Annotated in this window: 13 protein-coding genes; 6 read left to right on the top strand and 7 right to left on the bottom strand. The window is 64.6% G+C overall.

Annotated features, from left to right (window positions below):
* Window positions 1-352: 352 nt before the first annotated feature.
* Both ACYZGB_RS19485 and ACYZGB_RS19480 read right to left on the bottom strand, forming a co-directional pair.
* On the bottom strand, window positions 353-1594 hold the full coding sequence (locus ACYZGB_RS19485) for an ImmA/IrrE family metallo-endopeptidase (RefSeq protein ID WP_462390504.1): 1242 nt from the start codon (window positions 1592-1594) through the stop codon (window positions 353-355).
* Between the two features lie 29 nt (window positions 1595-1623).
* A complete protein-coding gene (locus tag ACYZGB_RS19480) occupies window positions 1624-1908 on the bottom strand; it encodes a type II toxin-antitoxin system HigB family toxin (RefSeq protein ID WP_010465329.1) in 285 nt (94 codons plus the stop codon).
* 291 nt (window positions 1909-2199) lie between these two features.
* On the opposite strand from ACYZGB_RS19480, the gene recQ reads away from it, so the two are divergent.
* Window positions 2200-4104 carry a DNA helicase RecQ gene (gene recQ / locus ACYZGB_RS19475; RefSeq protein WP_462390503.1) on the top strand — a complete coding sequence of 635 codons (1905 nt, stop codon included), beginning with the start codon at window positions 2200-2202 and terminating at the stop codon, window positions 4102-4104.
* A 72-nt stretch (window positions 4105-4176) separates the two neighbouring features.
* Here the strand turns inward: recQ and ACYZGB_RS19470 are convergent, their stop codons facing one another.
* From ACYZGB_RS19470 to ACYZGB_RS19450, 5 genes are all read right to left on the bottom strand, one after another.
* Window positions 4177-4893, bottom strand: a complete 717-nt coding sequence (locus ACYZGB_RS19470) for an anaerobic ribonucleoside-triphosphate reductase activating protein (RefSeq protein ID WP_462390502.1) — start codon at window positions 4891-4893, stop codon at window positions 4177-4179.
* Entirely contained in the window at window positions 4871-5074 is a 204-nt protein-coding gene (nrdD, locus tag ACYZGB_RS19465; protein ID WP_462390501.1) for an anaerobic ribonucleoside-triphosphate reductase, read from the bottom strand. Before nrdD ends, ACYZGB_RS19470 begins: the two co-directional genes overlap by 23 nt.
* A 189-nt stretch (window positions 5075-5263) precedes the next feature.
* Window positions 5264-7282: a ribonucleoside triphosphate reductase gene (locus ACYZGB_RS19460; RefSeq protein ID WP_462390500.1), complete on the bottom strand. Its 2019-nt coding sequence runs from the start codon at window positions 7280-7282 to the stop codon at window positions 5264-5266.
* A 218-nt stretch (window positions 7283-7500) separates the two neighbouring features.
* Window positions 7501-7929 carry a hemerythrin domain-containing protein gene (locus ACYZGB_RS19455; RefSeq protein ID WP_462390499.1) on the bottom strand — a complete coding sequence of 143 codons (429 nt, stop codon included), beginning with the start codon at window positions 7927-7929 and terminating at the stop codon, window positions 7501-7503.
* A gap of 72 nt (window positions 7930-8001) precedes the next feature.
* Entirely contained in the window at window positions 8002-10287 is a 2286-nt protein-coding gene (locus ACYZGB_RS19450) for a nitric-oxide reductase large subunit (protein ID WP_462390498.1), read from the bottom strand.
* Window positions 10288-10524: 237 nt separating this feature from the next.
* Between ACYZGB_RS19450 and norR the strand changes: the two genes are divergently transcribed.
* The 5 genes from norR (at window position 10525) to ACYZGB_RS19425 (ending at window position 16649) form a co-directional block, all read left to right on the top strand.
* A complete protein-coding gene (gene norR, locus ACYZGB_RS19445; RefSeq protein ID WP_462390497.1) occupies window positions 10525-12090 on the top strand; it encodes a nitric oxide reductase transcriptional regulator NorR in 1566 nt (521 codons plus the stop codon).
* Between the two features lie 155 nt (window positions 12091-12245).
* Window positions 12246-13445: a threonine ammonia-lyase gene (locus ACYZGB_RS19440; RefSeq protein ID WP_462390496.1), complete on the top strand. Its 1200-nt coding sequence runs from the start codon at window positions 12246-12248 to the stop codon at window positions 13443-13445.
* Window positions 13446-13533: 88 nt separating this feature from the next.
* Window positions 13534-13680: a hypothetical protein gene (locus ACYZGB_RS19435; protein WP_252660653.1), complete on the top strand. Its 147-nt coding sequence runs from the start codon at window positions 13534-13536 to the stop codon at window positions 13678-13680.
* A gap of 97 nt (window positions 13681-13777) precedes the next feature.
* On the top strand, window positions 13778-14488 hold the full coding sequence (gene queC, locus ACYZGB_RS19430) for a 7-cyano-7-deazaguanine synthase QueC (protein WP_462390495.1): 711 nt from the start codon (window positions 13778-13780) through the stop codon (window positions 14486-14488).
* A 289-nt stretch (window positions 14489-14777) separates the two neighbouring features.
* Complete coding sequence (locus ACYZGB_RS19425) at window positions 14778-16649, top strand: phosphoenolpyruvate carboxykinase (GTP) (protein ID WP_462390494.1); 1872 nt, start codon at window positions 14778-14780, stop codon at window positions 16647-16649.
* The last annotated feature ends 150 nt before the right edge of the window (window positions 16650-16799 follow it).

Below are 16799 nucleotides of genomic sequence, written 5' to 3'. Positions count from 1 at the left end.
GCAATGAACCAATTCGCGATCCTCTACGAAGACCGGTTCACCAAATCGAGCACGTAAGATCCTCAATCAGCTTCACGAAATCGGTGAAGGTTCAATGAGCCTCACACACGGAAACTCGGACAGGCCCGGAAACGGACGTACGCCCGCACAAAAACGCTCTTCCAACGGGCGCAGGCCATGCCAACTCCTTTGCGAAGAATGGAGGGGTTTTCACGTATGCCCGTGCACTACGAACTGGTAATATCCACCGTCTTCTCCAAGACGTGTTGTGCATGGGTGGTTTGGTAGCCCCTGTTCACCTCACCAAAGGCCCTTGAGTGTTAGCGCACTCCGGGGCCTTTTTCTTTGCTTATCAACTGGGTTGAGCGTGCTCCCGCAGTTGATCAGGAAACTGGCAGCGGACTTCAGCCTTGATGCTGCTGAGCAAGCGCCAGTTACCAGATTCAAAACGCACGCGCCCGGCCACGATGGTGGGATGGATGCGCAACTTGTCTGCCAAAGCAATAGCGGCATCCATCGTGGGCGAACTGATCAAATCTGACGCCAATAATTCGGCGCGAGGAATCAGGATTTCTCGGGCGCCTTCGTCGGCTTCGCATTCCTCTTTGGTCTGCTGACGGATCTTGTCTTCAAGGTTGTCCGCGATGAAAGAACGATCCGCGTCCAAATGCTCTTTCACGTGTATCAGTTCGTGCAACAAAGCAAACCAGAAGTTATCGAGTCGGTTATGTCTCAGCGTCAATGCCACAACGGGGCGATCCCCATCAAGCATGGCCGCACCATCAAGATAAGTCTTGTTGAAGTGGTTCTCGAACACCAGAGCAATGCCCATGTCAGCCAAGAACTCTTGAGCCAGCCGGGGCCCTTGCTCAAAGCGAGAAAGACGTGCCAACTCTTTCAGACGTTCGTCGGTCAAGCTACCCTTCACGTACACTGACTTGAACTTGTTTTGGCGAGCTTTCTTGAGCACAGCCACATGCCAAGCCAGCAGCCCATAGTCATCCATCAGACGGCTGCCGCTTTGGTGCATTGGTGCACGCAGCCTTGCTTGCTGGGTCGGGTGTAGCTGGATGCCGCGCATGAAGGAACGAATCAATTCCTCGGCGTTGTCTTTGGCTTCTCGAAGCGTACCCCGGAAGCCTTCGAAGTAGCCGCGATTGAGCATGTCCTTGATGGGGAACTTGGTTGTGTCGTACGGGAGCGGATCGGTCAGATCAAACGTATCTCCGGACTCAGCAAGCAGCACATCCGCTGGGATTCCCAAGCCTTGATGCAACTTGCGGATCATGGCGAGGGTGAGCGGGCGCTTTCGTGCCAACACCTCAGAAACCTTGGGCAGCGAGCCCATGTAGGGCACCAGATCGACCTTCTTGAGTCCTAACTGATCCATTCGAAACCAAATGGCCTCAATCGGATCAGGGGCCACGGGCTCAACTTTGCTGCGCTCGTAAGACTCAATGACCAAGGCCAACAACTCCAATTCCGCTTCCTTGCTGGAGCCCGGCGCCAATTCTTCGTCCATCAAAGCCGACAGACGAACGACAGCCGCATCGTAATCACGCTGCGTCTTGATCACTTTCACCTGTTGCTTCATACCCGTTCCTTTCATTTACCGAGTCCAACTCAAAACTCCACCTTGTCGTACTCGGCATGTGTGCCAACCCACTCAATCAAGACCAAGCCGTTTTGGTACTTTGCCTTTATGACTAGTCGGTAAGCATTCCCTTTGATGTTGAAAATCACCTTGTTGTCTGCCAGAAAGCTGGCACTGGGATATCGATTCTTAATGTCCTGCGGACCTGTCCATTGACTGCGTTCAGCTTCGATGCGCCAAGCGTCAAGCGGCCCACGTGCGTCAGCGTGTTTGAGTTTGAATTCGTCGAGCTTGATGAGACCAAGTAGTTGCATGATGAGTCATGACTGTTTCCTCAGCCATGAGAGATGATACTTCCCTTTTTTAAAAAATCAATTCCAAAAAAAATGGGAAGTATCGCTATACACCTCCTCACGGTAGCGGCCAAAGTCACCTGTATGCGCGGAACAAGCAAACGTAAGGTGCGAGAAATTGCGTGCGCCACAGCGCCCGACGCACAATAGATCCTCTCGCCAGCGGGCACATCCGCTGCAAAAATATTGGTCAGATTGGCCTTCAGCGCTTGATAGACAAGCGCAAGCAGCTATCAAATTTAGAGTACCCGCTTGTCTTCTCTTCCTTCTCCCGCGCTGCCTCTCGCCCCCTCCCCCGCCCACACCGTCCTGCAGGACGTCTTCGGCTACAAGCAGTTCCGTGGCCCCCAGCAAGCCATCGTCGAGCATGTGATTGGCGGCAGCGACGCCCTGGTGCTCATGCCCACCGGCGGCGGCAAGAGCCTGTGCTACCAGGTGCCCGCCATCGTGCGCCAGCAGCAGGGGCGCGGGGTGAGCATCGTGATCTCGCCGCTGATTGCGCTGATGCATGACCAGGTGGGCGCGCTGCACGAGGCCGGGGTGGAGGCGGCGTTCCTCAACTCCACACTGAGCTACGACGAGGCGCAGGACGTGGAGTTTCGCCTGCAGACGGGCGAGATCACGCTGCTGTATGCCGCGCCCGAGCGGCTGAACACGCCACGTTTTCTGGGCCTGCTGGACAGCCTGTACAGCGGCGGCCACCTGAGCCTGTTTGCGATTGACGAAGCGCACTGCGTGAGCCAGTGGGGCCACGACTTCCGGCCCGAGTACCGGGCGCTCACGCTGCTGCACGAGCGCTACCCGCAGGTGCCGCGCATCGCGCTCACGGCCACGGCCGACGCGCTCACGCGCGAGGACATCGTCGAGCGGCTGCAGCTGGAGGATGCGCGGCTGTTCATCAGCAGCTTTGACCGGCCCAACATCCGCTACCGCATCGAAGAGAAGAAGGACGCCACCACGCAGCTGCTGCGCTTCATCGAGCGCGAGCACGCGGGCGAGGCGGGGGTGGTGTATTGCCAGTCCCGCAAGCGAGTGGAAGAACTGGCCGCCACGCTGTGCGACGCGGGCCTGACGGCCCTGCCCTACCACGCAGGCCTGGACACCAAGGTGCGCCAGAAGAACCAGGACCGCTTCCTGCGCGAGGAAGGCATCGTGATGGTGGCCACCATTGCGTTCGGCATGGGCATCGACAAGCCCGATGTGCGTTTTGTGGCGCACGTGGACATGCCCAAGAACATCGAGGGCTACTACCAGGAGACCGGGCGCGCAGGCCGCGACGGGCTGAACGCCGATGCATGGATGGCCTATGGCCTGAACGATGTGGTCAACCAGCGCCGCATGATCGACGAAAGCCCTGCGGGCGAGGAATTCAAGCAAGCGCTGCGCGGCAAGCTCGACGCACTGCTGGCCCTGGCCGAGGCCACCGACTGCCGCCGGGTGCGGCTGCTGGCCTACTTCGGCGAGCAGTCCACCCCCTGCGGCAACTGCGACAACTGCCTGAACCCACCGGCGGTGTGGGACGGCACGGACGCCGCACGCAAGCTGCTGTCCACCATCTACCGCGTGCACGCCGCCAGCGGGCTGACCTTTGGCACGGGCCACATCATGGACATCGTGCGCGGCAAGGACACCGAAAAAGTCCAGCAGTTCGGGCACGACAAGCTCTCGACCTTCGGCGTGGGCAAGGACTATTCCGAAGCGCAGCTGCGCGGCGTGCTGCGCCAGCTGCTGGCCACGGGCGCCGTGGGCCTGCACAAGGTGATGTTGGAGAGCGGCCACAGTTTTGACACCCTGAGCCTCACCGAAGGCTCGCGCGCCGTGCTCAAGGGCGAGGTGCCGGTGCAGCTGCGCGAATCCACCGCCGCCGCGCCAGCCAAGCGCGCACGCACCCGCAAGGGCACGGGCAGCGCGCCCCCGGCGGCGGCCGCCAACCTGGGCCCGGATGCGCAGGTGCGCTTTATCAACCTCAAGTCCTGGCGCGCCGAAGTGGCGCGCGAGCACAACCTGCCCGCGTATGTGATCTTCCACGACGCCACACTGGCGGCGATTGCCGAACGCAACCCCGCGTCGCTGGATGACCTGCAGGGCATCAGCGGCATGGGGGCGAAAAAGCTGGAGGCGTATGGGGTGGAGGTGCTGAGGGTGTGCACGCAATAACGGCAAGGCGTCCGTGCCCAGAGCCTGTGGACGATCTCCCAGGGGTCGCGCAGCGAGATCGTCAACAGGCGCTCAGGCCCGCCGCAGTTCAAAGTGACCCAACCCTTGCCCCAAAGCCTGGAGCTGCGCAGGCACCAGGGGCCAGCCGTTGGCCCCTGAGGTACGGCATTCCTGCAATACCCAGCGCGCCACACCCTGGGCTGCCAGGCTGGTGGCCAGCGCTTGCAGGTCTTGCAGCCCAAAAAGCCCTGCATGCCAGGTCGTGCGGCACTCGTGTGCCACACCACTGGCCTGCACCTGCTGCAGCGAGGCACAGGCGCGTGCACCGCTGCCCGGCGTGCCAGTGATGGCGTCGTACCGGTGCACCGGCCCCTTGATGTCCAGCCCCACCCAGTCGAGCAGGGGCAGCACCGCAGACAGGCGCTCGGGGTACATGCCCCCCGTGTGCAGTCCGGTCGCAAAACCCATCGCCCGCACCTCGGCCAGCGCGGCGGGCAAGGCGGCCTGCAGCGTGGGTTCGCCACCGGAGAACACCACGCCATCGAGCAGGCCCCGGCGGCTTTGCAGGAACTGCAGCGCCTGGGACCACGGCAGCGATGGCGGTGCGGTGGCGTCCAGCAGCTCCGGGTTGTGGCAATAGCCGCAGCGCCAGGGGCAGCCCTGGCAGTAGAAAACGGCCGCCAGACGGCCGGGGAAGTCGATGGTGGTCAGCGGCGTGAGGCCGCCCAGCCGCAGCCCGGGGGCGGGCAACGGCTGCCCCTGGGCATCAACAAGCGTTGCCGCAGCCACGGCGGGGCGCTTCCGCGAAGAAGCGGCGCTCGGCATGCTCGCCCTGTTTGCCCGTGTTGAAGCTCGCCACCGGGCGGTGGTAGCCCATCACGCGGGTCCAGACCTCGCAGGGCTGGCGCTCGGCATCGGTAAGCTGCACGGCGGCCAGGGCGGTGTGTTCGGCAGACGAAAAGTAACTCATGGTGTGCTCCTTGGGTTGAAATACTATTGTTTTGATAGCTATCAGTGCTTGATGGACAGGCGCCAGTGGCCAATTTCACCTGAATAGCCACATGCCTCAGAGACCCTGCCATCCGTTCGGGCTCAGCCCGCACGGATGAAGGGACGTGAAGCCTGAGGTCAGTCGCTCATCAGGCAATTTCATTCAGATTCACGCCGCCAGCGCCGCACGCTTGGCGACCAGACGCTCCTCGTCGCAGCGCGGGCAGAACGGGTGCTCTCCCGCCAGGTAGCCGTGGGTGGGGCAGATCGAGAACGTGGGCGTGACCGTGATGTAGGGCAGGCGAAAGCGCGTGAGCGCGCGCCGCACCAGATCGCGGCAGGCCGCACCGCTGGACAAACGCTCTCCCATGTACAGATGCAGCACGGTGCCGCCCGTGTATTTGGATTGCAGCGTCTCCTGGCGCATCAGGGCCTCGAACGGGTCGTCGGTGAAGCCCACGGGCAGTTGCGAGGAGTTGGTGTAGTAGGGCTGCTGCTCCGTGCCGGCCTGCAGGATGGCGGGCCAGCGCTTTTTGTCTTCCTTCGCGAAGCGGTAGGTGGTGCCCTCGGCGGGTGTGGCCTCCAGGTTGTAGAGGTGGCCGGTTTCCTCCTGGAAGGCGGTCATGCGCTCGCGCACGTGGTCGAGCAGGCGCACGGCAAACGCGTGGCCCCACTCGCTGGTGATGTCGTGCTGGTCCGCCGTGAAGTTGCGCACCATCTCGTTGATGCCATTCACACCCAGCGTGGAAAAGTGGTTGCGCAAGGTACCCAGGTAGCGCTTGGTGTAGGGGAACAAGCCCTGGTCCATGAGGCGCTGGATGAGCTTGCGCTTGGTCTCCAGGCTTTGTTTGCCCAGTTCCATCAAGCGGTCGAGCGCGGCGAGCAGCCCCGCCTCATCGCCCGCATGCTGGTAGCCCAGGCGCGCGCAGTTGATGGTGACCACACCCAGGCTGCCCGTCTGCTCGGCGCTGCCGAACAGGCCGTTGCCGCGCTTCAAGAGTTCACGCAAATCGAGTTGCAGGCGGCAGCACATGGAGCGCACCATGTTGGGCTCCAGCTCGGAGTTGATGAAGTTCTGGAAGTACGGCAGACCGTACTTGGCCGTCATCTCGAACAGCAGCTGCGCGTTCTCGCTCTCCCAGGGGAAGTCCTTGGTGATGTTGTAGGTGGGGATGGGGAAGGTGAACACCCGGCCCTTGGCATCGCCCGTGGTCATCACGTCGATATAGGCGCGGTTGATGAGGTCCATCTCGGCCTGCAGGTCGCCGTACGCGAAGGGCATCTCTTTGCCAGCGATCACGGGCACCTGCTCGCGCAGATCGTCTGGGCAGGTCCAGTCGAAGGTGAGGTTGGTGAACGGCGTCTGCGTGCCCCAGCGCGAGGGCACGTTGAGGTTGTAAACCAGCTCCTGGATGCACTGGCGCACCTGCGGGTAGTCCATGCCGTCCTTGCGCACGAAGGGTGCCATGTAGGTGTCGAACGACGAGAACGCCTGCGCACCGGCCCACTCGTTCTGCAGCGTGCCCAGGAAGTTCACGATCTGCCCCACAGCCGAACTCATGTGTCTGGGCGGCCCCGCCTCCACCTTGCCAGGCACGCCGTTGAGCCCCTCGTGCAGCAGCGTGCGCAGCGACCAGCCCGCGCAGTAGCCGCTGAGCATGTCGAGGTCGTGGATGTGCAGGTCGCCGCTCCTGTGCGCCTCGCCGATCTCGGGCGTGTAGACGTGCGACAGCCAGTAGTTGGCCGTGACCTTGCCCGCCACGTTCAGGATCAGCCCGCCCAGCGAATAGCCCTGGTTGGCGTTGGCGTTCACGCGCCAGTCGGCACGCGTGAGGTATTCGTTGATGGAGCTTTCCACATCGACCAGCGTCTGCTTGTCCCCGCGCAGCGTGGCGTGCTGCTCGCGGTAGACGATGTAGGCGCGCGCCGTGGCGAGATGGTTAGCGGCGATGAGCGTTTGCTCGGCCACGTCCTGGATCTGCTCGACGGTGGGCGCTTCGCCATGGAAGCGGTGGATCAGCACCTTGGTGACCTGCGCGGTGAGCAACGCGGCTTCTTCGGCGCCATATTCGCCCGAGGCCTGGCCCGCACTGGCCAGCGCAGCGCGGATGCGTTCGGCATCAAAAGGAACGCGCTGGCCGCTGCGCAACACAACATCGCGGGGCAGGGTGACAAGGGTGGGCACCATGGGTTCGACCAATCTATGGAACGGTTTAGAAACACTACCTATGGTGTCCACGATACCCATCAAACACTATAGGTAGTTTGATTCAACACAATCGGGGCGGTAAGCAGGGGTAAAAAAATGCCGGCACAGGGGCCGGCAGAAAGGAAGGTGCCGTCAGGCCCTACCGATGGATCAGAGGTGCATGCGCAGGCATGCAGTGGGGTGCAGGAGGGTGCTGCTCAATGGCAGGCGGCGGTTTCTTCCTCCTCGATGCGGGGATAAAAGTCGTGGTCTTCGCGCTGCATGCGCTCGAACACCCGGCGCAGCACCACATTGGCCTCGTCCCGAAAGCACTGCGCATCGCGGCGCACGTTCTCGGCCGTATTCCAGCGGCGCGCAAAGGCGTCGTAGGCGCTGGCAATCGAGGCCATCTCGCTCTGGTACTGGCGGCCCAGGCGCGCCAGTTCGGGGTTGCCACCGCGCTGCAGTGCGGGGTAGAGCACCTGGTCTTCCACGGCCAGGTGCAGCTTGATGGTGCCGCTCATGGCCACGATGCCCTGCGCGATGGCGCGGGCATTGCCTTCCACGCCCGCCTGGGCCAGGGCGCGCAAGGTGGCGATGCTGCGCAGGATGTCGGTGTGCTGGTGCTTGAATTTGTCGAGGTTCATGCTCACTCCTTGTGGGATGAATGAAGGGCCTGCGCTGTCGCCGAGGGTAGTGGCAGCAACGCGCGGCGCGGATCAGCGGCGGGACTCCGCCAGGTAGACCCCTGCGGTGGCTGCAGGGGCACGCGAACCGAACACACCGCTCACCACCTGCCAGGCCATGGCCAGCGCGCCAACGATGAACACCACGTCGCCGAAGGTGCGCACCCAGCGCAGCGTCTGGATGAAGGGCTGTTGCATGAACTCTTCGCCCCGGGCGTACCACAGGCCTTCGCTCACGCTGGCATGGAACTGGAACAGGGCAATGGGGAACAGGCTGGTGGCGATCATCAGCACCAGGCCGGCGTTGAGCCACCAGAAGCCCGTCTTCATGAGCCGCTCGCTGAACACCAGCTGCGGCCGGATGTAGCGCAGCACCAGCAGCGTGAAGCCAAGCGCCAGGAAGCCATACACCCCGAACAGCGCGGCGTGGGCATGCACCGGCGTGGTGTTCAGGCCCTGCACGTAGTACAGCGAGATGGGCGGGTTGATCATGAAGCCGAAGACACCCGCGCCCAGCATGTTCCAGAAGGCGACGGCCACGAAGCACATCAGCGGCCAGCGCAGGCGAGCCATCCAGGGCGTGCGGTGCTGCAGGCGCCAGTGTTCCCAGGCCTCGTGGCCCAGCACGACCAGCGGCACCACTTCGAGCGCGCTGAAGGCAGCGCCCACCGCCATCACCGGGGTGGTGGTGCCTGCAAAGTACAGGTGGTGGAAGGTGCCGGGCACACCACCCAGCATGAACAGCGAGGCCGAGGCCAGGCTGGCCGTGGTGGCCATGCGCACCGACACCAGCCCCAGCGTCGAGAAGATGAAGGCCAGCGCCGTGGTGGCGAAGACTTCGAAGAAGCCCTCCACCCACAGGTGCACCACCCACCAGCGCCAGTACTCCATCACCGACAGGTGGGTGCGTTCGCCGTAGAAGAAACCCGCGCCGTAGAACAGGCCGATGGCCACCACCGACGCCGTCAGCAGAGCCAGCAGGTTCTTGTCGCCGCCGGGGGAGCGCAGCGCCGGCACGATGCCGCGCAGCATGAGCACCAGCCAGAAGACGATGCCGGTGAACTTGCCGATCTGCCACAGGCGGCCCAGGTCCACGTATTCATAGCCCTGGTGGCCCAGCCAGAAGTTCCACTCGGGCGGCATGATCTGTGCGATGGCCAGGTAGTTGCCGACGAACGAGCCCACCACCACCACGACCAGCGCCCAGAACAGGATGTCCACACCGAGCTTCTGGTAGGCCGGGTCCTTGCCACCGTTGATGAGCGGCGCGAGGAACAGGCCCGCCGCCAGGAAGCCCGTGGCGATCCAGAACAGCGCGCTCTGGATGTGCCAGGTGCGCACCAGCGAATACGGGAACCACTGCGACACGTTGATGCCGTAGAACTGCTGGCCTTCCACCGTGTAGTGGGCCGTGAAGCCGCCCAGCAGCACCTGGAAGCTGAACAGCGCCACGATGAGGAACAAATACTTGCCCAGCCCGCGCTGCGACGGTGTGAGCGGCACGCGCGAGAGCGGGTCGTGCTGGGGTGGCGTGGGTTCCACCTCGTCGTGCTTGCGCAGGAAGGACCAGCCCCACACGAGGAAGCCCACGCCCGCCATCATCACGACCACGCTCATCACCGACCAGACCATGTTCTCGGCCGTGGGCTTGTTGCCTATGAGTGGCTCGTGCGGCCAGTTGTTGGTGTAGGTGGCCGTGGTGCCGGGGCGCTCGGTGGCGGCGGCCCAAGCCGTCCAGAAGAAGAAACCCGTCATCTGCGCGCGCCGCTCGGCGCTGGGCAGGGTGTTCTCCTTCATGGCGAAGTGCTCGCGGGTCTTGTGCAGCGCAGGCACGTCGCTGAAAAGCTGGTCGTAGTACAGCGCGGTCATCGCGATCGCGTCGGCCCGCACCGAGGACACCGTGGCCACGCCCGTCTCGGGGTTGTAGGTGTTGGCGCGGTACTCGGTCTTCATGCGGTCGCGCAGCACGGCCTGGGCTGGGGCGTCGAGCTCGGCAAAGGGCTTGCCGTGCGCACGCTCGGCGGCGACGTCAAGCCAGTTGAGCAGCTCGCGGTGCAGCCAGTCGGCCGTCCAGTCGGGTGCCTGGTAGGCGCCGTGGCCCCAGATGGAACCCAGCTGCATGCCGCCCACCGATTGCCACGCGGTCTGGCCGTCGAGGATGCTGTCGTGGGTGAAAAGCACTTCACCCCCTGCCGTGGCGATCTTCGCTGGGATGGGCGGCGCGGTGCGGTAGACCTCGGCGCCGTAGTAGCCCAGCAGGCTGAAGGTGACGATGAGCACGCCGATCAGCGTGAACCAGAGCTTGCGGTAGTTACCCATGGCGGGCCTCCTGCTTCAACAGAACAACAACGAAGGGGCGGCGCCAGCGCGCGCTGGCGGCATGGGGTCGAGGTCTTGTGGTCATGACTTTTTGGAACGAGTGAATCGGTGTCACTGCCCACATTGCAAGCGCCGAGCCAGGGCGCAGGCCCATCAAATCAACCAATTACACCAGTCGTGGTCTTTTTTACCATCCACATATAGGGTCTAATTCACCCATTAAAGGTAAATATCACTATGGACCACCGCCCCCTGCTGGCCGATCTGGCCACCGATCTGCCCCAGGCCGTGCGCCTGCAGCGGCTGGCGGACCACCTGCGCACACGCTTTCACTGCGGCGCCGTGGCGCTGCTGCAGCTGGAGGAAGACCACCTGCGCCCCGTGGCCGTGGAAGGCCTGGTGCGCGAGGCGCTGGGCCGGCGCTTTGTGGTCAGCCAGCACCCCCGGCTCGCGGCCATCCTGGCGCGGCGCGAGGTGACCTGCTTTGACCACGACAGCACCCTGCCCGACCCCTACGACGGCCTGCTCGACACCCTGGTGGGCGAGCCCCTGCCCGTGCACGACTGCATGGGCGTGAGCCTGTGGGTGGACGGCAAGGCCTGGGGGGTGCTGACGCTCGACGCACTGCAGACCGGCACCTTCGGCGACGCCGCACGCGCCGCGCTGGCCGACTGCAAGGTGCTGGTGGAGGCGGCCGTGCGCATCTCGCGGCTGGAGCGCGAGGTGCAGGCGCTGCGCAGCGCCCCACACACCCGCAGCGCCGACGACGAGCGCACCACCCGCGCGGGCGATGGCGACATGGAGATCGTTGGCCAGAGCGAGCCCCTGCTGCGCCTGCTGCACGAGCTAGAGGTGGTGGCGGGCTCGGACCTGCCCGTGTTGTTGCTGGGCGAAACTGGTGTGGGCAAGGAGCTGTTCGCGCGCCTGCTGCACCGCCAGTCCACGCGCCGCACCAAGCCCCTGGTGCACGTGAACTGTGCGGCGCTGCCCGAGTCCCTGGCCGAGAGCGAGCTCTTCGGCCACGTGCGCGGCGCGTTCTCCGGCGCGGTGGCCGATCGGCCGGGGCGCTTCGAGGCGGCCGAGGGCGGCACGCTGTTCCTCGACGAGGTGGGCGAGCTGCCGCTGGCCGTGCAGGCCAAGCTGCTGCGTACGCTGCAGAACGGCGAGATCCAGCGCCTGGGCGCCGACCGCCCGCGCCGCGTGGACGTGCGCGTGATCGCCGCCACCAACCGCAACCTGCGCGAGCAGGTACGCGATGGCGCGTTCCGCGCCGACCTGTACCACCGGCTGTCGGTGTACCCCGTGCCCATCCCGCCGCTGCGCGAACGGGGCAACGATGTGCTGCTGCTGGCAGGCCGTTTTCTGGAACTGAACCGCGCGCGCCTGGGGCTGCGCAGCCTGCGCTTGTCTGCCAGCGCACAGGACGCACTGCGCCGCTACCCCTGGCCGGGCAACATTCGCGAGCTGGAGCATGTGGTCAGCCGCGCCGCCCTCAAGGCCCTGAGCCGGGGCGTGAACCGCTCCGACATCGTGACGCTGGAGCCCGCGCTGCTGGACCTGGATGCGGATGCCGTGCACACACAGGCCGCGCCGCCAGATGCCGCAGCGCACACCACAGAGGCGAGTGCCACCATGCCCACCGCCCCCACCGGCCCGCTGCGCGAGGCCGTGGACGCCTGCCAGCGCACCAGCATCACCACCGCCCTGGCACAGCACCAGGGCAACTGGGCGCAGGCCGCGCGGGCGCTGGAGGTGGATGCGAGCAACCTGCACAAACTGGCGCGCAGGTTGGGCATCAAGTAGCTACTATTATTTTGATAGCTATTAAGGCAATACCATCGCGCGGAAGGGCCGTTTTTTTGCTCTAGCAAGCGCCCCCCATGGTCGCCGCAGCGCCACACCACGCCCCCTGTGCAACCCTGTGGCGGCCAGCCACAAGCGTGGGCCACAATGGCGCCATGCTGACCCTCCAAGACATCCGCGACGCCGCCACCCGCCTACAAGGCCAGGTGCTGGACACCCCCTGTGTCGAATCCAAGACACTCTCGCAGATCGTGGGCGCGCAGGTGTTCCTCAAGTTCGAGAACCTGCAGTTCACGGCCTCCTTCAAGGAGCGCGGCGCCTGCAACCGGCTCACGCTGCTGTCCGACGACGAACGCGCCCGTGGCGTGGTGGCTATGAGCGCGGGCAACCATGCCCAGGGCGTGGCCTACCACGCGCAGCGCCTGGGCCTGCGCGCGGTGATCGTCATGCCCCGCTTTACCCCCGCCGTGAAGGTAGAGCGCACACGCGGCTTTGGCGCCGAGGTGGTGCTGCACGGCGACACGCTGGAGGAAGCCCGCGCCCATGCCTATGCCTTGGCCGACGCGCAGGGCCTGACCTTTGTGCACCCCTACGACGACGAGGGCGTGGCCGCAGGCCAGGGCACGCTGGGCCTGGAGATGCTGCAGGCCGTGCCCGACCTGGACACGCTGGTGATCGCCGTGGGCGGCGGCGGCCTGATCTCGGGCGTGGCCACGGCCGCCAAGGCCATCAAGCCCGGCATCGAGATTGTGGGCGTGCAGACCACACGCTTCCCGGCCATGGTGAACGCGGTCAAGGGCACGCACCACCCGCAGGGCACCTCGACCATTGCCGAAGGCATTGCCGTGGGCACACCCGGCAAGATCACGCAGGAGATCGTCAAGCGCCTGGTGGACGACCTGGTGCTGGTGGACGAAGGCGACATCGAGCAGGCCGTGCTGATGCTGCTGGAGATTGAAAAAACCCTGGTCGAAGGCGCAGGCGCCGCCGGGCTGGCCGCCCTGGTGCGTTACCCCGAACGCTTCAAGGGGAAACGCGTGGGCCTGGTGCTGTGCGGCGGCAACATCGACCCGCTGCTGCTGGCGGCCATCATCGAGCGCGGCATGGTGCGGTCGGGGCGACTGGCCCGCATCAAGGTCAGCGCGCGCGACGTGCCCGGCGTGCTGGCGCGCATCACGGCCACCGTGGCCGACGCGGGCGCCAACATCGGCGAGGTGCATCACCAGCGTGCCTTCACCATGCTGGCCGCGCAGAATGTGGAGATCGAACTGGTGCTGCAAACCCGCAGCAAGGCCCATGTAGACGAGGTGCTGGAGCGGCTGCGCACGGCAGGCATGGAAGCTGCGCTGATGTGAACCCCACGCCCTGCTGGTGGCCCTGGTTCAGTGGACCAGTACGCAGGCGGCTAGAATTGCGCAAGTTTTCAGCATCTGGAGCCCCACCATGTCCGACCACAACACCTCTCACGCCCCTCAGACCGCAGCGCACGACCCCGTGGAAAACGTCGTGCCCTTGATGCCCGTGGTGCTTCCCGTGGTCGGCGGTGTGCTGATTTTCCTGCTGGCCTTCATCGCCGTGTTCATGGCCTGATCCGCCCGCAAGGCTGCCAAACGCCCCGCGCTGCGGGGCTTTTTTTTGCCCCGGCCTTTCGGCCGCCCCTGTTTCCACCTTCTGACCAGGAGCCCCCATGCGACCCGGACACGCCCTTGTTCTTTTTTCTGGAGGCCAGGACTCCACCACCTGCCTGGCCTGGGCACTGGAAAACTTCGCCCATGTGGAAACCATCGGCTTCGACTACGGCCAGCGCCACCACATCGAGCTGCAGGCACGGCAGACGGTGCTGTCGTCGCTGCGTGCGCAGTTTCCGCAGTGGAACGCGCGGCTGGGCGAGGACCACATGCTGGACCTGGCCGTGCTGGGCCACATCAGCGACACGGCACTGACGAGCGACACCGAGATCCAGATGACCGCCGCAGGCCTGCCCAACACTTTTGTTCCAGGGCGCAACCTGCTGTTCTTCCAGCTGGCGGCCGCCGTGGGCTACCGGCGGGGCCTGCACACCCTGGTGGGCGGCATGTGCGAAACCGATTTTTCGGGCTACCCCGATTGCCGCGACGACACGCTCAAGGCGCTGCAGGTCGCGGTGTCGCTGGGCATGGGACAGCGTTTCACCTTCGATACCCCACTCATGTGGCTGGACAAGGCCGAGACCTGGGAACTGGCCCGGGCCCTCGGTGGGCAGGCGCTGGTCGATCTGATCGTGAACGACTCGCACACCTGCTACCACGGCGTGCGCGACACGCTGCATGCCTGGGGTTATGGCTGCGGCACCTGCCCGGCCTGCGCGCTGCGCAAATGCGGCTATGAGCGCTGGAAAGGCAGCCCGACCAGCCCGTGAGGGAGGAAATCCACAACGCATAACCCCATGCTTTTTTTGCATGGTTTTGACCCCTGTCTGACAGACAAACGGGCGGCAGATTCATAAAATTGACATCCCAGCCGACCCGCGGAATCCGTGGAATAGCCTCCACCCCGTGGGGCTGACACACGCTCCCGCCCGCCGACTGAGCAAGAAAGCCGTTTTTTCAAAGGCAGCGCTCAGCACCGCAACTGCGCCAGGCCTTGCCGCGTTCCGCCCGGTCCGCTTCCTTTGAAAAAACTGTTTTTCAACTTAGGAAGCTCCCCCGATGAACGCACCCACCATGCAGGGCCTGAATCTCAACGCCCCCAGTTACGTCAAAACCGCCCGGCTGCTCGCCTGGGTGGCCGACATGGCCGCCCTGTGCAAGCCCGAGAGCATCTACTGGTGCGATGGCACGAAGGAAGAGTACGACCGCCTGTGCCAGCAGCTGGTCGATGCCGGCACCTTCAAGAAGCTCAACCCTGCCAAGCGCCCCGGCAGCTTCCTGGCCTGGTCCGACCCATCGGACGTGGCCCGCGTGGAAGACCGCACCTACATCTGCTCGGCCGCCAAGGAAGACGCCGGCCCCACCAACAACTGGATGGCGCCCGCCGATATGCGCGCCACGCTGCAGCCCCTGTTTGACGGCTGCATGAAGGGCCGCACGATGTATGTGGTGCCCTTCAGCATGGGCCCGCTGGGCAGCCACATCGCCCACATCGGCGTGGAGCTGACCGACAGCGCCTACGTGGCCGTGAACCAGCGCCTGATGACCCGCATGGGCAAGGCCGTGTACGACGTGCTGGGTGTGGAAGGCGAATTCGTGCCCTGCATGCACACCGTGGGCGCCCCCCTGGCCGACGGCGAGAAGGACACCACGAGCTGGCCCTGCAACCCCAAGGTCAAGTACATCGTGCACTACCCCGAAACACGCGAGATCTGGTCCTACGGCTCCGGCTACGGCGGCAACGCGCTGCTGGGCAAGAAGTGCCTGGCCCTGCGCATCGCCTCCACCATGGGCCGCGACCAGGGCTGGCTGGCCGAGCACATGCTCATCCTGGGCGTGACCAACCCCCAAGGCAAGAAGTACCACGTGGCGGCGGCCTTCCCCAGCGCCTGCGGCAAGACCAACTTCTCGATGCTGGTGCCGCCCGAGGCTGGTTTTTCTGGCTGGAAGGTCACCACCATCGGTGACGATATCGCCTGGATCAAGCCCAACGCCGACGGCAAGATGGTCGCCATCAACCCCGAGGCGGGCTACTTTGGCGTGGCCCCCGGCACCAACATGCACACCAACCCGAACTGCATGCGCAGCCTGGACAAGGACGTGATCTTCACCAACGTGGCCCTGACCGACGACGGCGACGTGTGGTGGGAAGGTATGGAAAAGGACACCGGCAAGCTGCCGGACCATCTGATCGACTGGCAAGGCAAGGACTGGACGCCCCAGATCGCCAAGGAAACCGGCGCCAAGGCCGCCCACCCCAACTCGCGCTTCACTGTCGCTGCGGCCAACAATCCGGCGCTCGATGCGCAGTGGGACGACGCCAACGGCGTGGCGATCGACGCCTTCATCTTCGGCGGCCGCCGCTCGACCACCGTGCCGCTGGTGACGGAAGCCCGCACCTGGACGGAAGGCGTGTACATGGCTGCGACCATGGGCTCGGAGACCACCGCCGCCGCCTTTGGCGCCCAGGGCGTGGTGCGCCGCGACCCCTTCGCGATGCTGCCGTTCTGCGGCTACAACATGAGCGACTACTTCCAGCACTGGCTCAGCATGGAAGGCAAGATCGCTGCCACCGGCAGGTCCGTGCCCAAGGTGTTCTGCGTGAACTGGTTCCGCAAGGACGAGGCGGGCAAGTTCGTCTGGCCAGGTTATGGCGACAACATGCGCGTGCTCAAGTGGATGATCGACCGCATCGAAGGCCAGGCCCAGGGCCAGGAAACCATGTTTGGCGTGGCTCCGCAGTACGCCGAGATCAACTGGACGGGCCTGGACTTCAGTGCCCAGAAGTTCGAGGCCGTGACCAGCATCGACAAGGCAGCCTGGGCCGAAGAGTTCAAGCTGCACGATGCGCACTTCGAGCAACTGGCGTACCACCTGCCCAAGGCCCTGCTGGACACCAAGGCCGCTCTGGAAAAGCGCTTGGCTGCCTGATGCTGCTTTCCTGAGACCCGAGAAGCTTCCCCTTCAAAGCCGCTCCGCCCTCTGGCAGAGCGGCTTTTTTTGCGCTTGGCTTGCGGGGCACGACAAGTCCACACTCGCCAAAAAAGGGGCATAAAAAAAAGCCGTGGCAGGCCACGGCTT

Source organism: Acidovorax sp. Q11 (genome assembly GCF_054950075.1).
Note: the sequence above shows the minus strand (reverse complement) of the source record. Positions and strands in the feature narration are given on the sequence as shown.